This window comes from Microbulbifer sp. NBRC 101763 (assembly GCF_040371615.1).
GTDB lineage: Bacteria > Pseudomonadota > Gammaproteobacteria > Pseudomonadales > Cellvibrionaceae > Microbulbifer > Microbulbifer variabilis.
Genome location: NZ_BAABQV010000001.1, coordinates 427,160 through 450,817, shown reverse-complemented (window position 1 = coordinate 450,817; position 23,658 = coordinate 427,160). Strand labels below are relative to the sequence as shown.

The 23,658-nt window shown below is 50.9% G+C and carries 18 protein-coding genes and 1 tRNA gene; 3 read left to right on the top strand and 16 right to left on the bottom strand.

The features are described from left to right. Positions 1-35: 35 nt before the first annotated feature. The 3 genes from ABWV76_RS02165 to ABWV76_RS02155 are packed head-to-tail and all read right to left on the bottom strand — an operon-like array spanning position 36 to position 3,271. On the bottom strand, positions 36-686 hold the full coding sequence (locus ABWV76_RS02165; RefSeq protein ID WP_020414835.1) for a hypothetical protein: 651 nt from the start codon (positions 684-686) through the stop codon (positions 36-38). Positions 687-735: 49 nt separating this feature from the next. Next, entirely contained in the window at positions 736-1,545 is an 810-nt protein-coding gene (nudC, locus tag ABWV76_RS02160) for an NAD(+) diphosphatase (RefSeq protein WP_282951045.1), read from the bottom strand. Between the two features lie 19 nt (positions 1,546-1,564). Then, positions 1,565-3,271 carry a FimL-related protein gene (locus tag ABWV76_RS02155; RefSeq protein WP_353375096.1) on the bottom strand — a complete coding sequence of 569 codons (1,707 nt, stop codon included), beginning with the start codon at positions 3,269-3,271 and terminating at the stop codon, positions 1,565-1,567. 379 nt (positions 3,272-3,650) lie between these two features. On the opposite strand from ABWV76_RS02155, the gene nhaB reads away from it, so the two are divergent. Next, complete coding sequence (gene nhaB, locus ABWV76_RS02150; RefSeq protein ID WP_353375465.1) at positions 3,651-5,186, top strand: sodium/proton antiporter NhaB; 1,536 nt, start codon at positions 3,651-3,653, stop codon at positions 5,184-5,186. Positions 5,187-5,266: 80 nt separating this feature from the next. On the opposite strand, the gene dnaQ is transcribed toward nhaB, so the two are convergent. The 3 genes from dnaQ to ABWV76_RS02135 are packed head-to-tail and all read right to left on the bottom strand — an operon-like array spanning position 5,267 to position 7,286. Beyond that, complete coding sequence (gene dnaQ, locus ABWV76_RS02145) at positions 5,267-5,995, bottom strand: DNA polymerase III subunit epsilon (RefSeq protein WP_353375095.1); 729 nt, start codon at positions 5,993-5,995, stop codon at positions 5,267-5,269. 13 nt (positions 5,996-6,008) lie between these two features. Then, entirely contained in the window at positions 6,009-6,446 is a 438-nt protein-coding gene (gene rnhA, locus ABWV76_RS02140; protein WP_020414830.1) for a ribonuclease HI, read from the bottom strand. Positions 6,447-6,497: 51 nt separating this feature from the next. After that, positions 6,498-7,286: a class I SAM-dependent methyltransferase gene (locus ABWV76_RS02135; RefSeq protein ID WP_020414829.1), complete on the bottom strand. Its 789-nt coding sequence runs from the start codon at positions 7,284-7,286 to the stop codon at positions 6,498-6,500. 140 nt (positions 7,287-7,426) lie between these two features. On the opposite strand from ABWV76_RS02135, the gene gloB reads away from it, so the two are divergent. Together gloB and ABWV76_RS02125 are read left to right on the top strand one after the other, a co-directional pair. Further along, positions 7,427-8,281 (top strand): hydroxyacylglutathione hydrolase, encoded by an 855-nt coding sequence (gene gloB, locus ABWV76_RS02130; RefSeq protein WP_245556723.1) that lies wholly within the window; start codon positions 7,427-7,429, stop codon positions 8,279-8,281. A gap of 196 nt (positions 8,282-8,477) precedes the next feature. Beyond that, complete coding sequence (locus ABWV76_RS02125) at positions 8,478-10,037, top strand: LysM peptidoglycan-binding domain-containing protein (protein ID WP_353375094.1); 1,560 nt, start codon at positions 8,478-8,480, stop codon at positions 10,035-10,037. Between the two features lie 103 nt (positions 10,038-10,140). Here the strand turns inward: ABWV76_RS02125 and ABWV76_RS02120 are convergent, their stop codons facing one another. The 10 genes from ABWV76_RS02120 to ABWV76_RS02075 form a co-directional block, all read right to left on the bottom strand. Further along, the gene (locus tag ABWV76_RS02120) at positions 10,141-12,024 is read right to left on the bottom strand and encodes a SurA N-terminal domain-containing protein (protein ID WP_020414826.1); all 1,884 of its coding nucleotides are present in this window, start codon (positions 12,022-12,024) and stop codon (positions 10,141-10,143) included. Positions 12,025-12,148: 124 nt separating this feature from the next. Next, positions 12,149-12,421 carry a non-specific DNA-binding protein Hbs gene (gene hbs, locus ABWV76_RS02115; RefSeq protein ID WP_010132873.1) on the bottom strand — a complete coding sequence of 91 codons (273 nt, stop codon included), beginning with the start codon at positions 12,419-12,421 and terminating at the stop codon, positions 12,149-12,151. A 253-nt stretch (positions 12,422-12,674) separates the two neighbouring features. Next, the gene (gene lon / locus ABWV76_RS02110; RefSeq protein ID WP_020414825.1) at positions 12,675-15,080 is read right to left on the bottom strand and encodes an endopeptidase La; all 2,406 of its coding nucleotides are present in this window, start codon (positions 15,078-15,080) and stop codon (positions 12,675-12,677) included. Positions 15,081-15,355: 275 nt separating this feature from the next. Beyond that, positions 15,356-16,642, bottom strand: coding sequence for an ATP-dependent Clp protease ATP-binding subunit ClpX (clpX, locus tag ABWV76_RS02105; RefSeq protein ID WP_020414824.1), 1,287 nt, complete (start codon positions 16,640-16,642; stop codon positions 15,356-15,358). A gap of 163 nt (positions 16,643-16,805) precedes the next feature. Next, positions 16,806-17,447: an ATP-dependent Clp endopeptidase proteolytic subunit ClpP gene (gene clpP, locus ABWV76_RS02100; RefSeq protein WP_020414823.1), complete on the bottom strand. Its 642-nt coding sequence runs from the start codon at positions 17,445-17,447 to the stop codon at positions 16,806-16,808. A gap of 185 nt (positions 17,448-17,632) precedes the next feature. Continuing rightward, positions 17,633-18,946: a trigger factor gene (gene tig / locus ABWV76_RS02095; protein ID WP_020414822.1), complete on the bottom strand. Its 1,314-nt coding sequence runs from the start codon at positions 18,944-18,946 to the stop codon at positions 17,633-17,635. Positions 18,947-19,136: 190 nt separating this feature from the next. After that, positions 19,137-19,221, bottom strand: a tRNA-Leu gene (locus ABWV76_RS02090). Between the two features lie 182 nt (positions 19,222-19,403). Beyond that, on the bottom strand, positions 19,404-20,579 hold the full coding sequence (gene fadA, locus ABWV76_RS02085; RefSeq protein WP_282951050.1) for an acetyl-CoA C-acyltransferase FadA: 1,176 nt from the start codon (positions 20,577-20,579) through the stop codon (positions 19,404-19,406). 11 nt (positions 20,580-20,590) lie between these two features. Beyond that, a complete protein-coding gene (gene fadB / locus ABWV76_RS02080) occupies positions 20,591-22,747 on the bottom strand; it encodes a fatty acid oxidation complex subunit alpha FadB (protein WP_353375093.1) in 2,157 nt (718 codons plus the stop codon). 280 nt (positions 22,748-23,027) lie between these two features. Next, positions 23,028-23,657 carry a helix-turn-helix domain-containing protein gene (locus tag ABWV76_RS02075; protein ID WP_282951052.1) on the bottom strand — a complete coding sequence of 210 codons (630 nt, stop codon included), beginning with the start codon at positions 23,655-23,657 and terminating at the stop codon, positions 23,028-23,030. Position 23,658 lies beyond the last annotated feature (1 nt).

Below are 23,658 nucleotides of genomic sequence, written 5' to 3'. Positions count from 1 at the left end.
TTGCTACCTTTCAACATTAAAATTTATTACTCATATCACTTCCAGCCATCCAGGGCGGAAGTTGCCTGCTTGTTCAGCGGCCTTGCCAATAACCCACTGTGACTGATTCGAACATCGTAAACAGCTCCATCCTCCATAGGAAGAAAGGTTGCGCTACCATAAACGGCATCAACGAAAGGCAGGCTTTTATCAAAACCTTTAACAAACCGCCAAACATCCACTCCGTAATTGGTGCCGTCGATCTGGTGGACCGAACGCTCCCGGGCTCGTTCATCCCTCAAGGTTAGGTAACGCCCGCTCAGCCGGTCCAGTCTGTATGCCGGTTCAATGCCCCAACGGGCCAAATGGCCCTGCCATTTCAGCATTCGCGCATCCAACTGCCACTGATCGCCATACAGCTCAAATTTCTGAGAAATTCCATCGGCATCAGCGAATTTAACTTCGAACTGCTGCTCGGCCACCTTTCGGAAAGAGACAATACCGACGCTGTGCTCTTGAGCCAGATTGCGATAACTGAAGACATCAGCCGCCACCAGGACTATCCATAGGGCCAAACCGAAAAAGATCAAGCCCGCCGAGCCTCGCAGAAAGCCCATCACCCAGCTTCCACTTAACAGTACTCGCGCCCCCCAAAAAACAAGCAGCAATGCCAATATGGCAATCAGAAAGGTGATCAAGATGTACATAAATTATTGTTCTCCATACTTCTTAGCTGAGCCGTTAGAACAACCACGGCTACTTTCCCGCCGCGACCTGCTCCACGAAAGTGTGAATCAGCTGTCCCGAGAGAGTCTGCACAGGTGGAATTTCCGGCAGCGATCTATAGTGAAACCATTGTGCTTCTTCAATTTCATTCGGATCGGGACACAACTCACCGCCCTGCCACGCCGCAAGATATCCCAACATCAATTGGCCGGGAAATGGCCAGGGCTGGCTACCGATATACTGCAAGCTACCCACCTCTAAGCCTACTTCCTCACGAACTTCACGCTTGAGCGCTATCTCAGCGCTTTCACCCGGCTCTATAAAACCCGCAAGCGCGGTATAGGTGATATTTCTACGATTCGCATGACGGGCAAGCAGGCACTCTTCTCCTCGAGTGACCAGCATAATGACACAGGGAGAAATTCGAGGATAAACCGTCAATTGGCAGTTCGGGCAGGTTCTGGCCCTGTCGATGGAATGGTAGTGAGTTGCGGTCCCACAGCGCCCACAAAAGCGATGGTCGCGGTCCCAATGCGCGATCTGTAGAGCGCGGCCGGCCAATGCAAATAAATGCTCGTCTGTGGAGGTTAATAAACTGCGCAGGTTACGCCAGTCATGCCCGCGAATATCCAGCAGGCTGGATAACACACGAACACCGCAACTTTGTCCTCCCAACTCCCCAAGGTAGTGGTTTGAAATTACAGCCTCGGCCAAAAATATATCCATCTCATGGATAAACTGGTCTCCTCGACAGAGCACCAACCCCTCAGCCACAATAATTTGCTGGGAAAAATCTGGGGTAGCCCACACATTTGCAGCGGGCTCAAAGCGTTCGACCAAAAGAGCCTCCTAATTCAGGTTAAACCGTCTCTACGGGATAACCAAGTGCAGCCAAGCTCTCCACAGCGAGGTTAAGGGATTGCACATCGGCCTGACGGTGCAGCTTTACCTCGCCAAGGTAGTACTCAAGGCTGATAATAGCATCGGCGAAAATATCCAGTGACTGCTCAACATCAGGACCTGCATCGTGGCGATCTACCACTGTTTCAACAAATTTAAATAAGCCTTCAACCACCGAAGCAGCGCGCTGTAGGTTTAAGACGATCAACCCCCCACGCACAGAGTTAAGAGTGGTCGAGACGTTGCGGATATGGCCATGGTCATAGCCGGAATCTGCATATGCAGCTAGAGCGCGCTTTATCAACGCAAGGCCAGCTTCCGCCTCCTTAAGCACTGCTACCTCTGCCTCTGCCAGCTGGCTATGCTCAAAAGCAATATCCGCATGGCCGTACTCATCGAGATCAATATTGGTACTCTGCTTTAATGCCCGCACAGTACTATCCACCATCAACACTTGACCGGTGAGCTTCTGTAAAGCTGAATCTGCGACAGAACCTCCTGCACCTGCAGCACTTTGGTATTCAGCTACGGCATTGCGCAGACTCTCGCCCACTCGCTTGAAGTTCAACATTTGCAAGGTACCAGCAACGCGTCTCAGGGTGCTGGCTAGTCCATCATTCTCATCGATATCGGAGATACCGATCAGCTCAATATCATCCAGCATCCGGCGCACACTGGATAACTCTTCATCCAGTGCACCAGCTACAGCAGAAATTGCAGTGGCACCAGGCCCACCCAGGCTCGCGCGCTCCCTTTCCAGTTCTTCCTCAGTATATTCAAGGGATTCTGCCGAAAAGATATCGAGAAGCTTACTCCCAGCCTCAGCAGGCTTCGACAGAGCAAGCCAATAGATGCATTCTTTCAGCAATATCGGGGGTGCAGGCTGGTCTAGAGCAGCGTCACACTCCTTTTGCAGGGCACGCAACCAACGATCAAACATACTGAATACCATAACCCTGGAACGGCTAATACGCATTTCACAGGCAGCCATACCTGTCAGGGCGGCACCAGCCACGACCCACAGGCGCCCATTTGGACGCCCAGAAGTGATACTCGCAATCCGCTCCAATGCTCGGGCCATCATGGTGAAGGCCGGGCCGCGGGGTTTGCCACGCAATAATGCCAAGAGACCAACTTGGTACATATGCCGGAACCTACGGACAAAACTACGCAAGTCTTCGGACATTACTGCCGAGGCGCCCATGCCAGGTATTGAGGCATCCAGGTTACAACGAAAAAAATGGCTTTCAGGTACCGGCGGCTGGGACCGCGCAGCCCTAAGGTTATTAATAAAGGGGATCAGTAATTCTGGCCTGGCTATGGCCCGACTCTGCACAAAATCGAGGTACCGGCCCAATACATAAAACCCACTACCCAGAGCTTCCATTAGCTCCTCTGTGGCTTGCTGTCGCCCTTCCAACACTTCGGTGAGTGCAGTTATTTTCTCCTGGGCAAGCAATTCTCCAGCATGGAGCTGCACCATCTGCAATACGCCACTCACTTGCCTAAGAGCTGCCAAGCATTGCTCCAATGACTGCTTCTGGGTGGTATCTGCTGCAAATTTGTCCAAGTGAGAGGTAGCGTTATCTACTGCTACTACCAGCTCATCCTTGACCACATTGACAGAAGTGATGTTGATCTTGCGCAATTCACTCTTTGACTGCACCGCTGCACTCTTCCTGTAACCGAACAAAAAATAACCAAAACAAAAGGTTCTGGCCTAGTAAAGGGCAATTTATACCAATAGAGAAAAGAGTCCACCTTTCCGCCAATAAATTCCACCGAATATTCGACAAATCCTCTGCTACCTCCTCTGAGCCCCTAAATTACTTGAATTTTCCGGAAAACCCAGTAGCGTTTGCTACTTTCAAGTGTGCAGATGTGCACTTTTTTTGCGCTTACGCCCAAAAAACAATCAGCTTCACCAGCTGAACACAAGGGAAAGAGAGATCGCGGCTAAGGGCTTTCCCGAAATGCCGCAAAGGGCAGGGACAACCCGACACTTCAATTTGACCCAAACACTGGGTTACCCAGGGAAGTAAATGATGAACACTTACAACAATGCACTGACGGCTTCCGGTAGCGGTTTTGGCCGGGCTTTTGCGGATAATTTTCTCGGCGAAGCCCCGGATTGGTACAAACTGACAATAGCTGCCTTTCTTCTATTAAACCCAGTAATACTTTATGTCAGCGGCCCTTTTATTACCGGGTGGGTACTGATTGCTGAATTCATTTTTACCCTGGCAATGGCACTAAAGTGCTACCCACTTCAACCCGGAGGATTGCTCGCTATTGAGGCCGTCCTTATGGGAATGACCAGCACAGATGCGGTCTATCATGAAGTAGTCGAGAATATTGAAGTTATCCTGCTGCTGATGTTTATGGTCGCAGGGATCTACTTTATGAAGAGTCTCTTACTCTTTGTGTTTACCAAGATCCTAATTCACGTGAACTCAAAGAGTATGCTCTCGCTACTGTTTTGTGCAGTAGCTGCAGTACTTTCAGCATTCCTAGACGCACTTACAGTTACTGCTGTACTAATCGCGGTAGCTGTAGGCTTTTACTCTGTTTATCACCGGGTCGCCTCCCAGCAACCCCACCACCACCATGACCATGATCACTCAAATGACGAACACGTAGTGGAGTACCACCGGGAGGACCTGGACCAATTCCGGGCCTACCTGCGCAGCCTTATCATGCATGGTGCCGTAGGTACTGCATTGGGAGGCGTCTGTACTTTAGTGGGTGAGCCACAAAACCTACTGATTGCCGAAAAAGCCGGCTGGGAGTTTCTTCAATTCTTCCTGCAAATGGCGCCGGTCACTGTCCCCACCCTATTTGCTGGGCTTATCACCTGTGTATTCTTGGAAAAAACTAAAATCTTAGGCTACGGTGCCCAGCTTCCTATAGCAGTGCGTGAAGTATTGTTGAACTATTCGAGAGAAGAAGAAAAGAAGCGTACCTCTGCACAGGTGGCTGAACTCTGGGTACAGGGCATTGTTGCTCTGCTGCTTGTATTCGCATTGGCCTTTCATGTTGCCGAAGTGGGTATTATCGGCTTGATGATCATTGTGCTTTTGACGTCCTTCAATGGTATTGTTCAGGAGGCCCGAATTGGACACGCCTTTGAAGAAGCCCTGCCTTTTACGGCTCTATTGGTGGTATTTTTTGCCATTGTTGCGGTGATTCACCAACAGCATCTGTTTGAACCGGTTACCCACTTCGTACTATCACAAAAGCCTGAACAACAACCGGGTTTACTGTTTTTGGCCAACGGCATACTGTCCATGATCAGTGATAATGTTTTCGTAGCCACGGTGTATATTAATGAAGTTAAGACTGCCCTAACTGCGGGCGACATCACCCGTGAACACTTTGACAAGTTGGCCATTGCAATTAATACAGGAACCAACCTTCCGAGTGTTGCCACACCGAATGGACAGGCAGCCTTCTTATTCCTGCTCACCTCAGCCCTGGCTCCGTTAATCCGTTTATCCTACGGGCGTATGGTAATCATGGCTTTGCCATACACTATCGTGCTCACTGCTGTTGCGCTGGTTTGCGTTGTTTACGCAATTTAATGAGATTCAAAAACACTTAATCCTAACAGCTACTTCACTTCTATCGCACAATAAAAAAGCCCGCTATGCGGGCTTTTTTATTACCAAAAATGCTTGCCTGAGGATTTCTCCAGTAATGCCAACATGGATTGGTGAGCTTCTAATTCCCCTCTATCTGCCTGAACTACAAGCAGGGGCTCACGATCAGTTGAGAGCCTACGGATTACTGATGAAGTGTCTTCATTCTGCCCTTTATCCCCATCCTCTTGATTGTGCCCATCGCCACCCTGAGCCAGTATTAAGTCAGTCTGGCCGCCGGTCATCATCAAGTAGACGTCAGCGAGAATCTCCGCATCCAGCAAAGCGCCATGCAGGTCTCGCTGGGAATTATCGACAAAATAGCGCTTGCACAGAGCGTCCAGGTTGTTCTTCTGGCCAGGGTGCTTTTCCCGCGCCAAAGCCAGAGTATCCAGGACAGTGCTGTGGGCTGCCACATTTTTCCAGCGGGGATTGCCGAGCAGCCTCAACTCAGCATTAATAAAGCCAACATCAAAGGGAGCGTTGTGAATAACCAACTCAGCCCCCTCACAAAAGTGCATAAACTCATCCGCGATTTGCGCAAAGACCGGTTTATCGGCAAGGAATTCATTGGTAATACCATGAACTTCTATAGCGCCATCTTCCACTTGCCGCTGCGGATTAATGTACTGATGGTAATGGCGCCCGGTCAGCTTGCGGTTAATCAGTTCCACGCAGCCAATTTCAATGATCCGGTGGCCACTTTTGGGATCCAGGCCGGTAGTTTCCGTATCGAGGACAACTTGACGCATTTTCTACTCTCCCTCAGGACTCCAGCTCATCAATACCACGGTTAGCTAACTGATCCGCCCGTTCATTGCCCGGGTGGCCAGCATGCCCTTTTACCCAATGCCACTGCACTTGGTGACGAGCAACACTCTCATCCAGCTGACGCCAAAGATCAGCATTCTTAACTGGCTTTTTGTTGGCGGTTTTCCATCCATTTTTCTTCCAATTATTGATCCAGCCGGTAATACCCTGGCGCAAGTACTGAGAGTCCGTATGCAAGTCAACCAGGCATGGCTGTTTAAGCGCTTCCAGGGCCTGAATTGCCGCCATTAGCTCCATGCGATTGTTGGTGGTGTGAGACTCGCCACCACATAGCTCTTTTTCCAAATCGCCATAAACCAGCAAGGCTCCCCAGCCACCAGGGCCTGGATTACCACGGCAGGCACCATCGGTATAAATAGTTATTTGTTTCAAAATTGACGCCAAATTAGGAAAGTAGCCGATGTGCGAAACCGCTCCGCAGGATCAGCGCTTCTGATGCTTACCCCGCGCCGCAACACGGGGGCTCGTAGGTGTGGCCACCAAGGCGGGTTTTCGCTGGGTACGCCAGTTAATTTTTATGGTGCGTACTCGCGCCACCTCTTTGCGCGCGACTATGATGTAAAAGCCCCCCCAAGGCAAGCACCAGCGGGATCCCAGGCGCTCCATCCAAGCCGTTTTAGCTAGCAACTCCCGCTGCTGTAATGGCAACCGAAAGAACCCCCGGTGCACTTTATCTGCCTGTAAATCCAGGAGATTCATCCAGTCTGCCACACGGGCAGCGCGCATTTGGTTGCCCTTTTGGTATGCACCGCGAGAAAAAAGCATCCGTGACAAACCGAGAAGAGAGAAAGGATTAAACCCTATCAACAACATATGACCACCTGGTATCAACACTCGCGCAGCTTCTCTAAGTATCTGGTGGGGGTGCGCTGAGAAGTCCAGCAGATGGTGCAATAGAACAACATCTATAGATTCAGATGGTAGAGGCAGATGCTCCAACTCTACCAGCGCAGCTCCCTTCTGCTCCGGACAGGCAGCGAGGCGGAATCGATGATTAATACGACTGGAGTCCGCAAAATCCACAGCGTCTGTTACTCCGACCTGCATCAGATGGTAACCAAAGAAGCCCTCAATCAAGGGTTGCGATAGCGCCAGCTGCTGGGACAGTATTTCCTGACCCAAACTACTGGAAAACCAGTGTGACAGAGCCGGGCAGGCTTTTACCAGTGACGGCAGCTCCGAGTCGTTCCGCGACCTGAACTTATCAGTCATTCAATCTCCTAATTAAAAGCCAGCAATATCCTGGCCTCAAAACCACCCGATACAGAGGTTCACCCCGAAACCCAACAGCAGTTTAACAAGATAAGGTAGCGTTATTTGCTATGGATTAAAAAGGTAAATCAGGCCACTAAATGTGCTTTCAGCACACTACCACTCTGATTACATGGTATCGTTTCCAGCCCCAGATGGCAGGCAGGATCAATATGCTCTCAATAACACCTATTCCCGCACTTAGAGACAACTATATCTGGCACCTCAACAAAGGCGACGAGCACTGGGTTGTCGATCCAGGGGAAGCTGCTCCAGTTATCCAGGCACTTAAAGGCGACTCTCTGGATGGCATTTTGATCACCCACCACCATTTCGATCACACTGGAGGAATAGCTGAACTGAGAAAGCACTATCACTGCCCTGTTTACGGACCCAAAGCAGTAAAAGGTGTGACAAATACGATTACTGAGGGAGACAGCCTTCAGATACTTGGCACTTCCCTGCGGGTTTGGAGCATTCCGGGCCACACCCTCGACCATCTCGCTCTGATCCTTGAGGGGCAAGGCAAAAACGGAACTCTGCAAACTCATCTCTTCTGCGGCGACACCCTTTTTGCCGCGGGCTGCGGGCGATTGTTTGAGGGCAGCCCTGAACAGATGTATCAATCCCTACAGCGGCTTTGCACCCTACCGCCGGCAACACAAATCTACTGCGCTCACGAGTACACCTTGGGTAACCTGAACTTTGCCAAATCTGTTGAACCAGACAACCCAGCAGTAACCCAGCGCTTGCAAGAATGCCAGCTACTCAGAACTTCAGGCAAACCTACGCTGCCATCCAATATCATTCGGGAGAGGGAAACCAATCCATTTCTACGCTGTGATATTCCAGAGGTTAAGCAAAGTGGCGCGCGACACTTAGGCCGCAATAACCCTCAAAGCCTGAGTGAAGTTGAGGTATTTTCGAGCCTGAGAGACTTAAAAGACCACTTTTGACAAAGTGCCCTCAGCTAAAATCCTGTAGCAATCAAACTTGAATAAACTGTCTATATTTTATTCAGTCGCGTTGACCGAAACTATTCCTGCTATTTAGAATCATATGACTATGATCTAATGCTCAGTGTTAGCAAAAAATAAACGCCTAGGCGTAAGCTGAGCGAGGAATTAAAAGAAATATTCGCGGATACCAATCATGGTTCATAAGAATTTTGCCGTGGCGCTGTTAGCAGCCACGGTTGGGGCATGCTCGCAGATGCCAAATAAGGGCTCATCACCTGAGCGTGAAGCTGCAGAAGCTCCTGAAAGAAAAATTGCGAGCAGCGCCACTATCTCCACCCCTGAACCTGAAGAGGAAGCCCTGCCCCCTACAGACATCTGGGAACGTTTGCGTAGAGGCTTCCGCCTCAATCATCGCGTTGATAATACAAAAGTCCAGGATTACATCGCCTATTTTTCCCGCAATGAAGGCTATATGTCGCGCGTTAGCGAGCGCTCGCGCCGTTATATCTTCCATGTAGTCGAAGAACTCGAAGAGGCCAACTTGCCTCTCGAACTGGCCCTGTTGCCAATTGTTGAGAGCGCATACGATCCCTTCGCTTACTCTCATGCACGCGCCTCCGGCATGTGGCAGTTTATCCCTTCCACTGGCCGCTCCTTTGGTTTGCAACAAAACTGGTGGTACGACGGCCGTCGTGACGTCCATGAATCAACCCGCGCAGCGGTTAAGTACTTCAATTACCTGATGGAGCGGTTTGACGGCGACTGGGAACTGGCCCTGGCAGCCTACAATGCTGGCGAGGGCACCGTTCGTAGAGCAGTAGAGCGCAATCGTCGCAAAGGGCTTGGTACCAGCTTCTGGGACCTGAAATTGCCTAGGGAAACGAAGCGATATGTACCACAACTGCTAGCACTGGCAGAGGTGGTTTCACGTCCAGACTATTACAAAGTGCCTCTCCATGATATCGCTAATGAGCCTTACTACGCCCGGGTTGATGTCGGCAGCCAGATAGATATGGCGCAGGCCGCTGAGCTGGCTGAAATTGAAGTTGATGAGCTCTACCTACTTAACCCAGGCTATAACCGCTGGGCTACAGACCCCAACGGAAACCATCAATTATTGATACCCATTGAAAACCAGGAAGTGTTCGAAGCCGCACTCAAAGAGCTGCCTGAAGACCAGCGAGTAACCTGGCAACGCTATACCATTAATCGCGGGGATACACTTTCGACGATTGCGAGGCGCTACCAGACAACGGTCAGTGCCATTCGCGAGACTAACAAACTGCGCAATAACAATATCCGGGCTGGTAAAACCCTGCTGATTCCCAGTGCCTCTGGCCCTGCCGGACAGTATGCGTATGCTCTGGACCAGCGTGTAAAACGCCGTCAATTCTCCGGCCAAGGGCAGAAGAGCAGCTATACAGTAAGACCTGGCGACAGTCTTTGGGCTATAGCTCGGAAAATGAACGTAAGCGTCAAACAATTGGCCAGCTGGAATAGCATGGCGCCCGGTGACACCCTACGCCCTGGCCGGACATTGGTTGCCTATGATGGGAGTACACCTGCTAGCAACAGCCGTACGACACGCAAGGTTTCCTATAAAGTCCGTAGCGGTGACTCTCTTTACCGAATCGCTAACAAGTTCAGTATTGAGATCGACGATATTTTACGCTGGAATAAAATCACCAAATCCAAGTACTTACAGCCAGGCCAGCGCCTCACTCTGTTTGTGGACAGCGCAAGCAACAGTTGAGTTTTCTGACCTTTCGCCCGCCTGCTATCGCAACTAAATAAAAGAAGCTGTAAATAAAAAACCCGGCATCTGCCGGGTTTTTTATTTTTCTAATTGAGCAAAGTTACTGGCTCTCTGGCGCCAGCTCGACTTTTGCCTGATCAGATAAGTAACGCTGAATAGCTGCCAGTTCCGCACCTCCATTTACTGAGGCTAATTGCTGCATTAGCGCCTGGCGCTGCTCTTTACTTTGCTGGGATAAATTGCCTTCCCGCACACCGCGTAATGCCAAAACAACTTGATCACCGCTGCTCGTAGCAAACACTGACAATTCCTCAGAGCCGGTGGCCGGGGCGGCCAAGGAGAATGCCTTGGTATTGATTTCTCCGCGCTCCCCAAAGCCACCGCGACGTGTTTTGTCGCTGACCTCTAAGGTTAAGCCTTGCTCCTCTGCCAATTTGGCAAAATCTTCACCAGCAGCGAGCTTTTCTTTCAGGGCTTCGGCACGAACAGCAAGCTGCTCGCTCGCTTTGTCACGCTTGAGACGCTCAACAATTTGCTCGCGGACTTCCTCTAGCGGATAGGTTCCAGCCTGCTTGGACTCCGTTACGCGTAACACCACGGAGTGCTCGTTATTAAGATTGAGCACATCTGAAGTGTTACCATCTTCCATCACTTCAGGGGAGAAAGCAGCTTCCACTACCTGCCCATTAGCCAAGACCCCAGCGCCACTTTCTCGGGAGAAGAGGCCACTGGTTTTTAGAGGCACTCCCAGCTCTTCGGCGGGGCCTGCCAGGTTATCGGCATTATAAGCAAGGTCTGCCAAACGGCTCAGGGCATCAACGAATTCACTCTCTGCTGCGGCTGCGCGTAACTGGGTCTCGATAGCGCCCTTACGCTCCTCAAAAGTTGGAGGCTCACTCTCCTCAACTTCCAGCAACTTAATAAAGTGTGTTCCGCTATCAGTGGTAACCGGAGCAGACACCTGACCAACCTCCAAGCTTGCCAGTGCCTCCTCAAAAGCCTGAGGGAAAACATCACCGGCGGTAAAGCCGAGGTCTCCACCCTCTTCCCGTGAACCAATATCTTCTGAATAAGCTTTGGCCAGTTCGGCGAAGTCTTCACCTGCATCCAGCTTGGTCTGGATCTCCTCCAGCTTCGCTTGGTCTGCGTCCTCCAAAAGGATATGAGCTGCGCGACGACGAAGGTCAGCGCCAAAACTGGCAATCTCTTGGTCGTACTGCGAGCGAACATCCTCTTCTGAAATATCGATATTGGCTGCAAACAACGCGGGAGTAAGCTCTATATACTCAACTGCCACTTGCTCAGGTCGCTGGTATTGACTCTGATTTTCCTGGTAGAACTGCTCGACTTCTGCATCACCAACTTCAGTGGTGGCCAGAAGCTCCTGTACCGGCATTACTACATAGTTGAAATCACGCTCTTCCATTGATGCCGCCACTACCTGCTCGGCATCAGCTTGCGTAGTAAAAGCGCTTTCGGTAACGCTGTCTGCATATTGCTGCAGCGCCAGATCACTTTCGACAATTTGAGGGAAATTGGCTGTGCTATAGCCCATACGACGCAAAGCATCGCGATATAATTGAGGATCAAAGGTGCCGTTTACCTGAAAAGCTGGAATATCGGTAATGGCTTTATTAACAGCCGCAGTACTCATAACCATACCGCTCTCCAAAGCAGCTTGGCGCATGACTGAGCTTGAAATTAATTGGCGCAATACAGGTTCACGTAACTGCTCGTCGCTGATCAGGTCTGCTGGGACATTTTCCCCATATTGACTCATGATCATACTGCGACGATTTTGAATCGCTCGCTGCAAATCCAGATTGGTGATTTTTTCACCATTTACCTCGGCAACCGCATCGGCGGCACCACCACTGGCCCCTGAGAAAAAGTCGATTCCCCCAATGACCATAATGAACCCAAAGAAAGCTGCGACAATAATCGCTGCCGTCCCTTTCAGGTTATCGCGCATGGACTGAAGCATGCTCAGCTCCGAATTTTGACTCTAATTATTTAACTGTTACCAGATACAAAAAAGGCGTATCCAACCTGACACGCCTCTTTATAGCTTCGAATCTTTTACAAGGTCTCGAAGTTCACCGAAAAACTTAGTTTACGGCGTCTTTCAGGGCTTTACCGGCCTTGAAGTTAGGGATTTTCGCTGCGGCGATTTCGATGGGGTCGCCAGTGCGAGGATTGCGGCCAGTACGGGCTGCGCGCTCTTTCACTGCAAAAGTACCAAAGCCTACCAAGGCAACCTGATCGCCTTTTTTAAGCGCATCAGTAATGCTATCAACCATTGCGTCCAAAGCACGGCCAGCTGCTGCTTTTGGAATATCTGCAGACGCGGCAATTGCTTCAATCAGTTCGGACTTATTCACGCTTAATCCCTCTGTTCTTTTAAATATGTTCAGGACACCCTCAGGCCAGGTATCACTATTAGTAACTTTTTAACCACCGGCAATTTTGGCGCCGGGCAATAAGCCTCGTTTTATACCAACTGCCCGGTAACGGGTCAAGGAACCATGCGGGTTTCCGGACAGTTGAACGAAACCCGAGCATCAAAAATCAACAGAGTGGTTATGTTTTGGTCTTGCAATTGTTACGGGGTGACAACAGTCACCCCGTAACAGGTTAATGAGTTTGGATCGATCTTTGCGAGCGCTCTTCCGCCTGCTTTTGCAAGGCAGAATATTCCTCATCCGAAAGGGACTCGGGTTTGTGCTCAAGTGCCAACTCCAACACCTGGTCGATCCACTTGACCGGTTTCACCACCAGGTCCTGAAGGATATTGTCGGGAATATCTTTCAGGTCACGCTCATTATCCGCAGGTATCAGTACAGTTTTTATACCGCCTCGATGTGCTGCCAATAACTTTTCCTTGAGACCACCAATTCGTAAAACTTCTCCACGCAAAGTGATTTCACCAGTCATCGCCACATCCGAGCGCACAGGAATATTGGTGAGTACTGAAACCAAAGCCGTGCACATCGCAATACCCGCAGAGGGGCCATCTTTCGGTGTAGCACCCTCTGGCACATGAATGTGAATATCCCGTGTCTCGTGGAAGTCGGGCCCTATTCCGAGGGCTTGCGATCGCGAGCGCACCACTGTCAGGGCAGCCTGGATAGACTCCTGCATTACATCACCGAGAGATCCGGTCTTGATCATACGACCCTTACCTGGAACCGCAGAAGCTTCGATATTTAACAACTCACCGCCGACCTCCGTCCAGGCAAGGCCGGTAACGATACCGATTTTGTTCTCCTCTTCGGCACGGCCGAAGTCAAATTTACGCACACCCAGCAACTCTTCCAGCTGGTCAGATTTGACCACAGCCGTTTTCTCCGATGGGTTGCGTACATGCTCGGTCACGACCTTCCGGCAGATTTTGGCAATTTCGCGATCCAACCCACGTACACCAGCTTCACGAGTGTAATAGCGAACGATATCCCGTATTGCCTCATCGGACAGATCCAACTCATCGTCTTTCAAGCCGTTAGCCTTACGCTGCTTTGGTACAAGGTAGCGCTGGGCAATATTGAGTTTTTCATCCTCGGTATAACCGGGAATACGGATAACCTCCATGCGATCCAGTAATGGACCGGGAATATTCATGGAGTTGGAAGTACATACGAACATTACATCTGACAGGTCATAATCTACCTCGAGGTAATGGTCGTTAAAGGTCTTGTTCTGCTCCGGATCCAGAACCTCGAGCAGTGCTGAGGCCGGATCTCCGCGCTGATCCATGCCCATTTTGTCGACCTCATCGAGCAGAAACAGCGGGTTCTTTACACCGACTTTGGAAATTTTTTGAATCAACTTCCCTGGCAGTGAGCCAATGTAGGTTCGGCGATGCCCACGAATTTCCGCTTCATCGCGCACGCCGCCAAGGGCCATTCGCACATACTGTCGATTGGTAGCGCGAGCTATAGATTGCCCAAGTGAGGTCTTACCAACCCCTGGAGGCCCAACCAAGCAGAGGATCGGACCCTTCACTTTTTTTACGCGCTTCTGTACCGCCAAGTATTCAAGTATACGTTCCTTGACCTCCTCCAGACCGTAATGCTCTTTTTCGAGTATCTCTTCAGCCTTCTTAAGGTCATGCCTTACCCTGCTCGCTTTTTTCCAGGGCAGACTTAACATCCAATCGATATAGCTGCGCAGGACCGACGCTTCTGCCGACATCGGAGACATCATCTTCAACTTGGCAAGTTCAGCGCGGGTTTTCTTCTCAGCCTCTGCACTCATACCGGAATCGGCAATTTTGTTTTCTAGCTCTTCAATTTCATTGGGCTCTTCAGTAATTTCGCCCAGCTCCTTTTGAATCGCCTTCATCTGCTCATTCAGATAGTACTCACGCTGGCTTTTCTCCATCTGCTTTTTCACGCGGCCACGAATGCGCTTCTCTACCTGGATCAGGTCGATCTCTGAATCCATCAGGCCAAGCAGATGCTCCAAGCGCTCTTTAACGCTGGAGGTTTCAAGAAGCTCTTGCTTCTGTGCTAGCTCAAGGGACATATGGGCAGAAATGGTATCTGCAAGGCGCCCTGGCTCATCGATCCCAGACAGAGAGGTGATGACCTCGTTGGGTACCTTCTTGCTCACAGAGACATACTGTTCAAATTGAGTCATCACCGAGCGCACCAGAGCATCAGCCTCGGCCTCAGGCAACTCAAACGTCTCCATAGGCTCTACTGTCGCCTCGAAGTGGTTATCCCTCTCCATTACATCGAGAATATTTACTCTCTCCCCCCCTTCCACTAGCACTTTGACCGTACCGTCGGGAAGTTTGAGCAGCTGTAAAACGCTAGCTATGGTGCCCACGCGATAGATGTCCTCAGCGCCAGGGTCATCTTCCGATGCTTTTTTCTGGGCTACGAGTAACACTTGCTTATCCCTGCGCATGGCCTCTTCCAGAGCCTCTATGGACTTTTCCCTGCCAACAAATAGCGGGATAACCATATGGGGGTAAACAACAACATCGCGCAATGGCAACAACGGATATTCAAGTTTGGTGTCGGATGACTGATCCATAGAACTCCTCTCGGCCCTATCACTGGGTATTTGGCGCGGCATCATGCTGCTGTAGTAAATGACAGCTCAATTTGGGCCACCGCCCTTCAGTTGCTAGAGATGGGGGGGGAGAGCCCGGAATACAAGTCTAATCTGGCGACCAATTTGTGCCGAACTCAACTGAATACCAATAAGCCGCCTCGGTATTGGGGCCTCAAATGGTAAAAGGAGCTTCTTTTTAAGAAGTTGAGGTTATAAAAAAAGCCCCGAATTGGGGCTTTTTTAAGTACGAGGCGTCACTCTTCAGGAGCTGCTTTCTGGGGCTGGGTCTCACTTTCATAGACGAGTAGCGGGGCCGACTCACCCTTGATTACAGCCTCATCGATAACTACTTTAGCTACGTTGTCAGTGGAGGGGATATCGTACATGGTCTCCAAAAGGACAGATTCCATAATAGAACGCAGTCCACGAGCACCGGTTTTACGCTCCATTGCCTTGGTAGCTACAGCATCCAGGGCATCTGGGCGGAAATCCAGTTCCACATCCTCCATCTCAAACAGTTTGCCGTACTGCTTGGTCAGTGCATTGCGAGGCTCTGTCAGGATCTGGACCAGGGCCTCACGATCCAATTCCTCAAGAGTCGCGGTTACCGGAAGCCGCCCAACAAATTCGGGAATGAGACCGTAACGCACCAGATCCTCGGGTTCGAGATCTCTGAGAATCTCACCGAAATTACTGGTTCCGTCCTTGGACTTCACTTCAGCACTGAAGCCAATTCCACCCTTTTCGGAGCGATCGCGAATTACTTTATCAAGGCCGGCAAATGCTCCACCGCAAATAAACAGGATATTAGAGGTGTCCACTTGCAAGAATTCTTGCTGAGGGTGCTTACGGCCTCCCTGAGGGGGCACTGAGGCCACAGTTCCTTCAATCAGTTTCAGAAGTGCTTGCTGAACACCCTCACCAGAAACATCACGGGTGATAGAGGGATTATCTGACTTGCGAGAAATCTTGTCGATCTCATCGATGTAAACAATGCCCTGCTGAGCCTTCTCCACATCGTAGTCACATTTCTGTAACAGCTTCTGAATAATGTTTTCTACATCCTCACCAACATAACCAGCTTCAGTGAGAGTAGTAGCATCTGCAATCGTGAAAGGTACGTTGAGCAGGCGAGCAAGGGTTTCCGCAAGCAATGTCTTACCGCTACCAGTCGGCCCAACCAACAAGATGTTGGACTTACTTAGCTCAACTTCATCCTTGCTCTTTACACCAGCTTTGCTGCGTAGGCGTTTGTAGTGGTTATATACAGCCACTGCCAGTACACGCTTGGCCCGCTCCTGGCCAATAACGTACTGATCAAGGATCTCAGTGATCTCGCGCGGCGTGGGCAAGCGTCCCTCCGGGCCCTCCGCACTCTCTTGGACCTCTTCGCGAATAATGTCTGTACACAGTTCGACACATTCATCGCAGATAAAGACTGACGGCCCAGCGATTAACTTCCGCACTTCCTGCTGGCTTTTGCCACAGAAAGAGCAGTACAGCAATTTGCCGCTGTCTTCTCCGCTGCTTTTGTCGGTCATCAAAATACTCCGTGGTCACTGGCCGGCCAGGGCCTTCAAATTTAGCTATTACAGCAAGATGCTGTTTTTTGGCGTATTTTTCAAGCCCCTCAACTAGGAAGTCTGCTCAAAATTATTAACAAATATAGGAAAACGCCACTAGCAAATTTTTTTTGTTGAAATACTATTTTTCCAGTGCTTGGCGACGGGATAGGACATCATCCACTAAGCCATATTCCTTGGCCTCATCAGCGCTCAAGAAGTGATCTCGCTCAGTATCGCGCTCAATATCACTGACCGGGCGGCCGGAATGATGCGCCATCAATTCATTGAGGCGATGGCGAATCTTCAGGATTTCCTGGGCGTGGATATGTATATCACTAGCCTGCCCCTGAGCCCCGCCACTGGGCTGATGAATCATCACCCGGGAATTGGGCGTAGCAAAACGCTTACCCGGAGCACCCGCAGTAAGCAGGAAAGCGCCCATACTGCAAGCCTGGCCAATACACATGGTGCTTACATCAGGCTTGATGAACTGCATGGTGTCGTAGATAGACATCCCTGCAGTAACAGACCCTCCAGGGGAGTTGATATATAGGTGGATATCTTTATCGGGGTTCTCAGCTTCAAGAAATAGCAACTGAGCAACCACCAGATTGGCCATATGGTCTTCAACCGGTCCAACCAGGAAAATAACCCGCTCCTTAAGCAGACGGGAATAAATATCAAATGAACGCTCACCCCGGGCAGTTTGCTCCACCACCATCGGCACCAGTCCGCTTGCTGAAGGTTCGATCGAGGCTTGGGGAAAATCAATTCGTGCCATAGGTACCATTGCTTCCTTTTGTGGCGTTTTCGGCAGGCCAGCAGATAGGCAGATTTGCCTGTGCTGAGAAATTCGTCTTCAGAGCTTAACCGGTCAGGGCGGATAAAGCCAGCCGGTAAAAAGGAAGGAGATGCAATGACGCCCGGCAAAGCCGAGAGCCATTGCATCCTTGAGAAAGCAGATTATTAACCCTGCTTCTGCGGCTTGATTACGTCGTCGTAGGAGCTTTGTACCTCTTCAACCTTCGCAGCATCCAGTACAAAGTCTACAACTTGATCTTCTAGAACTACTGACTCAACACCAGACAGCAACTCGCGATTGTTATAGTAGTATTCAACTACCTCTTCTGGCTGCTGGTAAGTGGACGCCAACTCTTCAACCTTCGCTTTTACACGATCTGCATCTACAGACAGGCTGTTCTGCTTAACAATCTCGCCAACAACCAAACCCAGTACTACACGACGCTTTGCCTGCTCTTCAAACATTGTGTCCGGCAGCATGCGCTCAGCGTCTTCGGCTTTGATCTGACCTCCGAATTGCTGAACCATTTGACCGCGCAGAGTGCGAACCTCATTCGCAACCAATGTTGATGGCAGCTCGACCTGGTGCTTTTCACACAACTGATCCATCACTTGGGTTTTAACTTTATTTAACGCCGCATTTTTGAGTTCGCGCTGCATATTGTTGCGCACTTCCTCACGGAATTTTTCTTCACCGCCCTCTTGAACACCATAGGCTTTGAAGAATTCTTCATTCAACTCGGGCAATTCAGGCTTTTCGGAGGAAGTTACTTTGATATTGAAGGTTACTGCAGCACCGCGCAGATCTTCAGCCTGATAGTCCTCAGGGAAAGTCAGGTCCAGGTCTGTTTCCTCACCTGGCTTCATGCCGAGAATACCCTCTTCAAAGCCAGGGATCATCTGGCCTGAACCGAGAACCAGCTGATGACCTTCCGCTTTACCACCTTCAAACTCTTCTCCGTCTTTACGACCGAGGAAGTTGATAACAACACGATCACCTTTTTGTGCTTTGCGCTTAGTGTCCTTCCAGGAAGACTGCTGCTTACGCAGCACATCAATCATGTTGTTTACATCGGCATCAGTTACGTCGGCAATTGGGCGTTCAACGCTGATTTCCGCCAGGTTAGAGAGCTCAACTTCAGGATATACTTCAAAAGTGGCAACATATTCCAGATTTTCACCAGCTGCAGTCTGCTTGGCTTCAATACTGGGCTGGCCGGCCGGCTTCAGCTCTTCTTTTTGAACAGCATCATAGAAGGAACGACTCATCACCTCGCCAAGCACTTCCTGTCGAACACCAGCACCAAAACGCTGACGCACCACCTTCAAAGGTACCTTGCCTTTACGGAAACCATTTACGCGAACAGTCTTGGCGGCCTGCTGGAGACGCTTGTCCACTTCTTTATCGACGATTTCCGCCGGCAAATTAACCGTTAAACGACGCTCCAGACCGGAAGTAGTTTCGATGGAAACCTGCATGTTTATCCTCGTGAGACTATCTCTTTTATCGCGCCGCAGCGCCAACGAATACCGGGCCGCCGGGACTTAGCCAACCGCCTCTTAGGGCATAGCCGTCAAAATTGCACAGCAATTTCCGGCCAACACCAAATACAAGGAGCCCGCACTCACCCCTCCAGGGCAAGTCATGCGGACTCCAGAGTTCTTAATTTGGTGGGGACGGGGAGACTCGAACTCCCACACCTTTCGGCACCAGAACCTAAATCTGGCGTGTCTACCAATTTCACCACGTCCCCAGAACTTTTCCGCCGCTAACTCTTTGAAAAGTAAAGAGTTTCAGCTCAAAACAAGAGCCCATCGCGACAAGGGGTGCAGATTGTGCCACAGCATTTTGAGGGCTTCAACACTTTACTGAACACTTTCCTCACAAAATAAAAAAAGGCGCCTCAAAGGCGCCTTTTTTCGGGATCCAATTAGATCAGACTCGCTCCACGACAGTGGTAATACCCTGCCCCAGGCCGATACACATGGTAGACACGCCCAGGTTACCGCCTTCGTTTTGCATAACGCTCAACAGGGTACCGGTGATCCGCACACCTGAGCAGCCGAAGGGATGCCCCAAAGCGATAGCGCCACCATACAGGTTGACCTTCTCATCCATCTGCTCAAGCAGATCCAGGTCTTTCAGCACCGGCAGTGCCTGGGCCGCAAACGCTTCATTCAGCTCGACCTTGTCGATATCGCCGATTGTCAAGCCAGCCTTCTTGAGCGCCTTCTTGGTGGAAGGCACGGGGCCATAACCCATGATGGATGGATCGACACCAGCCAGAGCCATTTCCTTCACGCGAGCTATAGGGGTCATACCCAGAGCCTGAGCACGCTCAGCAGACATTACCAGCATCACAGAAGCTCCATCGGTGATCTGGGAGGAGGTTCCGGCGGTTACTTGGCCATGCTTCGGGTCGAATGCCGGCTTCAGCTGAGACAGGCCTTCCACGGTAGTATCGGGGCGGATGGTTTGATCCGTTTCAACCAGGAAAGGTACGCCGTCGTCGTCGTGGCCTTCAATGGCAATAATCTCGCGATTGAATTTCCCGGCCCTAGTAGCTTCAGCAGCGCGGTGGTGGGAACGAGCACCGAACTCATCCATCTGCTGACGCTGGATACCATGCATCATCGCCAGGTACTCAGCAGTCATACCCATAGAGCCTGCAGCTTTTGCCATATATCGGCCCAGCATTGGGTTGGGACTGACATGCTCCATCATATTCAAGTGGCCCATGTGCTCAACACCGCCCACAACGTACACATCGCCAACGCCAGCCTGAATGTTGGCAGCGGCAGTGTGCAGGGAAGACATTGAGGAGCCACACAGACGGTTGACGGTTTGCGCCGGAATGGTGTGTGGCAGACCGGCACGCAACAGAATAAAGCGAGCTACGTTAAAGCCCTGCTCATCGCGCTGCATAACGCAGCCCCAGATCAGGTCATCAATCTCAGCGGGATCGAGCTTGTCGTTGCGCTGCAGGAATTTTTTCAGCAGCTCAGCGGACATATCATCGGCGCGAACATGGCGATATACACCATTCTTCGAGCGACCCATGGCCGTACGCGCGTAGTCGACGATTACGGCATCTCTAGGATTTAAACTCATCGCTATTCTCCTTACTTGTTGCCGTAGTAGGTTTTGCCACTTGCGGCCATTTCACGCATACGATCGGTCGGCTGGTACAGCTCGCCCAGTTCGGCGTACTTATCGGCAATCTTCACGAATTCATCCAGGCCAATACTGTCCAGCCATGCGAAGATTCCACCGCGGAATGGAGGGAATCCGATGCCGTAGATCAGTGCCATATCGGCTTCAGCCGGGGAATCGACGATACCCTCTTCCAGGCAGCGAGCCAGCTCTGTTGCCATGGGCACCATCATGCGCTCGATAATTTCGTCTTTCTCGAACTCGCGTCGATCAGCAACATGCGGCTTCAGCAGCTCGTAGGACTCTTCGGTAGCCACTTTCTTCGGGCGACCTTTCTTGTCCTGCTCGTAATTGTAGAAACCTTTGTTGTTCTTCTGACCATAGCGACCCGCTTCATACATCACATCAGAAGCGGCGGTGAAGTTTTTACCCATACGATCAGGGAAGCCTTCAGCCATTACGCTTTCTGCGTGGACACCGGTATCAATACCAACAACATCCATCAGGTAAGCGGGGCCCATCGGCCAACCCCAGCGCTCCATCACCTTATCAACGGCCTGGAAGTCAGCGCCATCACGTACCAGCATGGAGAAACCAGCAAAATAGGGGAAGAGAACACGGTTAACCAGGAACCCAGGGCAGTCGCGCACAACAATAGCTTTCTTACCCATCTTGTTAGCGTAGGCAACAACGCGAGCTACGGCGGTGTCGGAAGTTTTCTCGCCGCGGATCACCTCAACCAGCGGCATTTTGTGCACCGGGTTGAAGAAGTGCATACCGAGGAAGTTTTCCGGGCGGGAAAGCGGCTCGGCCAGATGGTTAATGGAGATGGTAGAAGTATTAGAAGCGATTACAGTGTCTTCACTTACCTTGGTTTCCACCTCTTTCAATACAGCATGCTTCACCTTGGGATTTTCAACCACGGCTTCGACAACAACATCGATATCGTTGAAGCCATCGTAGCTTAGGGTTGGCTCAATGCGATTGAGCACTTCACCCATTTTCACAGGGGTCAGGCGCTTGCGATCAACCAGCTTGGACAGCAGCTTATTGGCCTCATTCAGACCGAGGTCAATACCTTTCTGGTCGATATCCTTCATTTTGATTGGAGTGCCTTTGTAGGCGGACTGGTAAGCAATACCACCACCCATAATGCCAGCACCCAATACTGCCGCACGCTCAATCGGCTTGTCGGCTTTCTTTTCCCAGCCCTTGGCGACCTTGCTGATCGCCTGGTCTGCCAGGAACAAACCCACCAGGGATTTGGCAGTGCCAGTCTGGGCACAGAAGATAAACTTCTCCTGCTCAACTTTCAGCGCTTCTTCACGGGTTAACTTGTAACCCTGCTCAATAGACTCGACTGCAGCTACTGGGGACGGATAGTTTTTACCCGCTTGCTGACCGACGAATGCCTTGGTAGTAAAGAAGGCCATCAAAGCTTCAGTATCGTTTAGGGGGATCGGAGATTTCTTGATCTCGCGGCTAGCCTTGTAGTCCAGCGAGCCATTAATGGCTCGCTGGAGCAGTTTGATCGCAGCATCTTTGAGCTTGTCAGTAGGCACCACTGCATCAACCGCGTGAGCCTCAAGCGCTGCAGCCGGCTTCTGTTCTTTACCCGCTGCAATCCACTCAGCAGCAACATCAACACCCACCACGCGCGGCAGACGAACAGTGCCACCCCAACCCGGGATCAGGCCCAGCTTAACTTCGGGAAGACCAACTTTGGCTTCCTCGCCCATCAGGCGGAAGTCACAGCCCAGGCACACCTCAAAGCCACCGCCGAGCGCGTAGCCATTGATTGCCACTGCAGTCGGAACCGGCAGGTCTTCCAGGCGGTTGATATTTTCGTTGTTCTGATTCATCAGATCAGCAACACCCTCTGCACCCGCAGAGAAGGCATCGCCAAACTCAGTGATATCAGCACCAACAATGAAGACGCCTTTGCCGCTTGTCAGCAGTACGCCTTTTATACCATCCGCTGCTTCGATAGCATCCAGCGCTTGAGAGAATTCAGAAACCGTCTGGCGGTTAAATTTATTGACGGATTCGCCTTGAAGGTCGAATTTGAGCTCGGCAATGCCGTTGTCCAGCATCTGTACCGTGAGCGCTTTGCCACTAAATAACATTGATTGACCTCTTTTATTCTGGGCCGCGATCCTGGGCCCGGGGTCGGAATTTTTGTGCAACCACAGGCCGTCCCGCAGGGTGCGGTGACACTTTGGCCCAATATGGTCAGCCGTAGTATAGCCAGATTCAAACGATTGTTTGAATACTATTTCTTACAAATAGAATGGCGCTACCAGCACCGAAGTACAGAAAATGGCCAACCTAAGAAACGGTGGCCAAGCTTTTAAGCGGAGCTAGTCTATCCCGGATTGATTTGACTTTTCAGCCGTCTGGCGCAAATTACTCTTTATTCAACACAGTATGTAGATCAGCGGATTGTGGTTCAGGAAGGGCTTGAGCTGGGGTCGCAGCATAGACAACTATACAGTCACAGCTACCGGGGTTTCGAAAGCGATGGGGGCGCCTGCTGCTAAAGTAAAAACCATCCCCAGTTCTTAGCAGGGCGAGATCTGACCCAACCGCAACCTCCAGCTCACCGGCAACCACTATTCCCCCTACCTCACCGCCGGCGGCAGCAAAGTCAGGTCCCGAGTCCCGCCCAACAGGAAAAACTTTTCGCAGAATAGACATACTGCGATGCTCCCGAAAACCACCCAATAGCTGGGAGCGTACACCTCCCTGGCCAATATCAGGCATTTCGTTAGCGCGAAAGAAAATCTGGCCTGGCTTACCAAGCTCCAGGGAGAAAAACTCCGCTAGGGACATTGGGACACTACCCAGGATCTTATTCAATGACCCCACCGACGGACTCACCCGCCCCTGCTCGATAAAAGAGATGGTGGCATTAGTGACGCCTGCCCGTCGTGCCAGCTCACGCTGGGAGATACCGTAGATATTGCGCACCATTTTCAATCGAATACCGACATCACTGCTATCGCCGGATTCACTGGACACATCCATGTCTGCCATT

Bases quoted from the DNA above. Each gene is read 5' to 3' on its own strand.
- ABWV76_RS02165 (WP_020414835.1), bottom strand. From the start codon at position 686: ATGTACATCTTGATCACCTTTCTGATTGCCATATTGGCATTGCTGCTT.
- ABWV76_RS02075 (WP_282951052.1), bottom strand. From the start codon at position 23,657: ATGGCAGACATGGATGTGTCCAGTGAATCCGGCGATAGCAGTGATGTC.
- ABWV76_RS02135 (WP_020414829.1), bottom strand. From the start codon at position 7,286: ATGACTGATAAGTTCAGGTCGCGGAACGACTCGGAGCTGCCGTCACTG.
- clpX (WP_020414824.1), bottom strand. From the start codon at position 16,642: ATGACCGACAAAAGCAGCGGAGAAGACAGCGGCAAATTGCTGTACTGC.
- clpP (WP_020414823.1), bottom strand. From the start codon at position 17,447: ATGGCACGAATTGATTTTCCCCAAGCCTCGATCGAACCTTCAGCAAGC.
- fadB (WP_353375093.1), bottom strand. From the start codon at position 22,747: ATGTTATTTAGTGGCAAAGCGCTCACGGTACAGATGCTGGACAACGGC.
- dnaQ (WP_353375095.1), bottom strand. From the start codon at position 5,995: ATGCGTCAAGTTGTCCTCGATACGGAAACTACCGGCCTGGATCCCAAA.
- fadA (WP_282951050.1), bottom strand. From the start codon at position 20,579: ATGAGTTTAAATCCTAGAGATGCCGTAATCGTCGACTACGCGCGTACG.
- tig (WP_020414822.1), bottom strand. From the start codon at position 18,946: ATGCAGGTTTCCATCGAAACTACTTCCGGTCTGGAGCGTCGTTTAACG.
- ABWV76_RS02120 (WP_020414826.1), bottom strand. From the start codon at position 12,024: ATGCTTCAGTCCATGCGCGATAACCTGAAAGGGACGGCAGCGATTATT.
- lon (WP_020414825.1), bottom strand. From the start codon at position 15,080: ATGGATCAGTCATCCGACACCAAACTTGAATATCCGTTGTTGCCATTG.
- gloB (WP_245556723.1), top strand. From the start codon at position 7,427: ATGTGCTTTCAGCACACTACCACTCTGATTACATGGTATCGTTTCCAG.
- nhaB (WP_353375465.1), top strand. From the start codon at position 3,651: ATGAACACTTACAACAATGCACTGACGGCTTCCGGTAGCGGTTTTGGC.
- ABWV76_RS02125 (WP_353375094.1), top strand. From the start codon at position 8,478: ATGGTTCATAAGAATTTTGCCGTGGCGCTGTTAGCAGCCACGGTTGGG.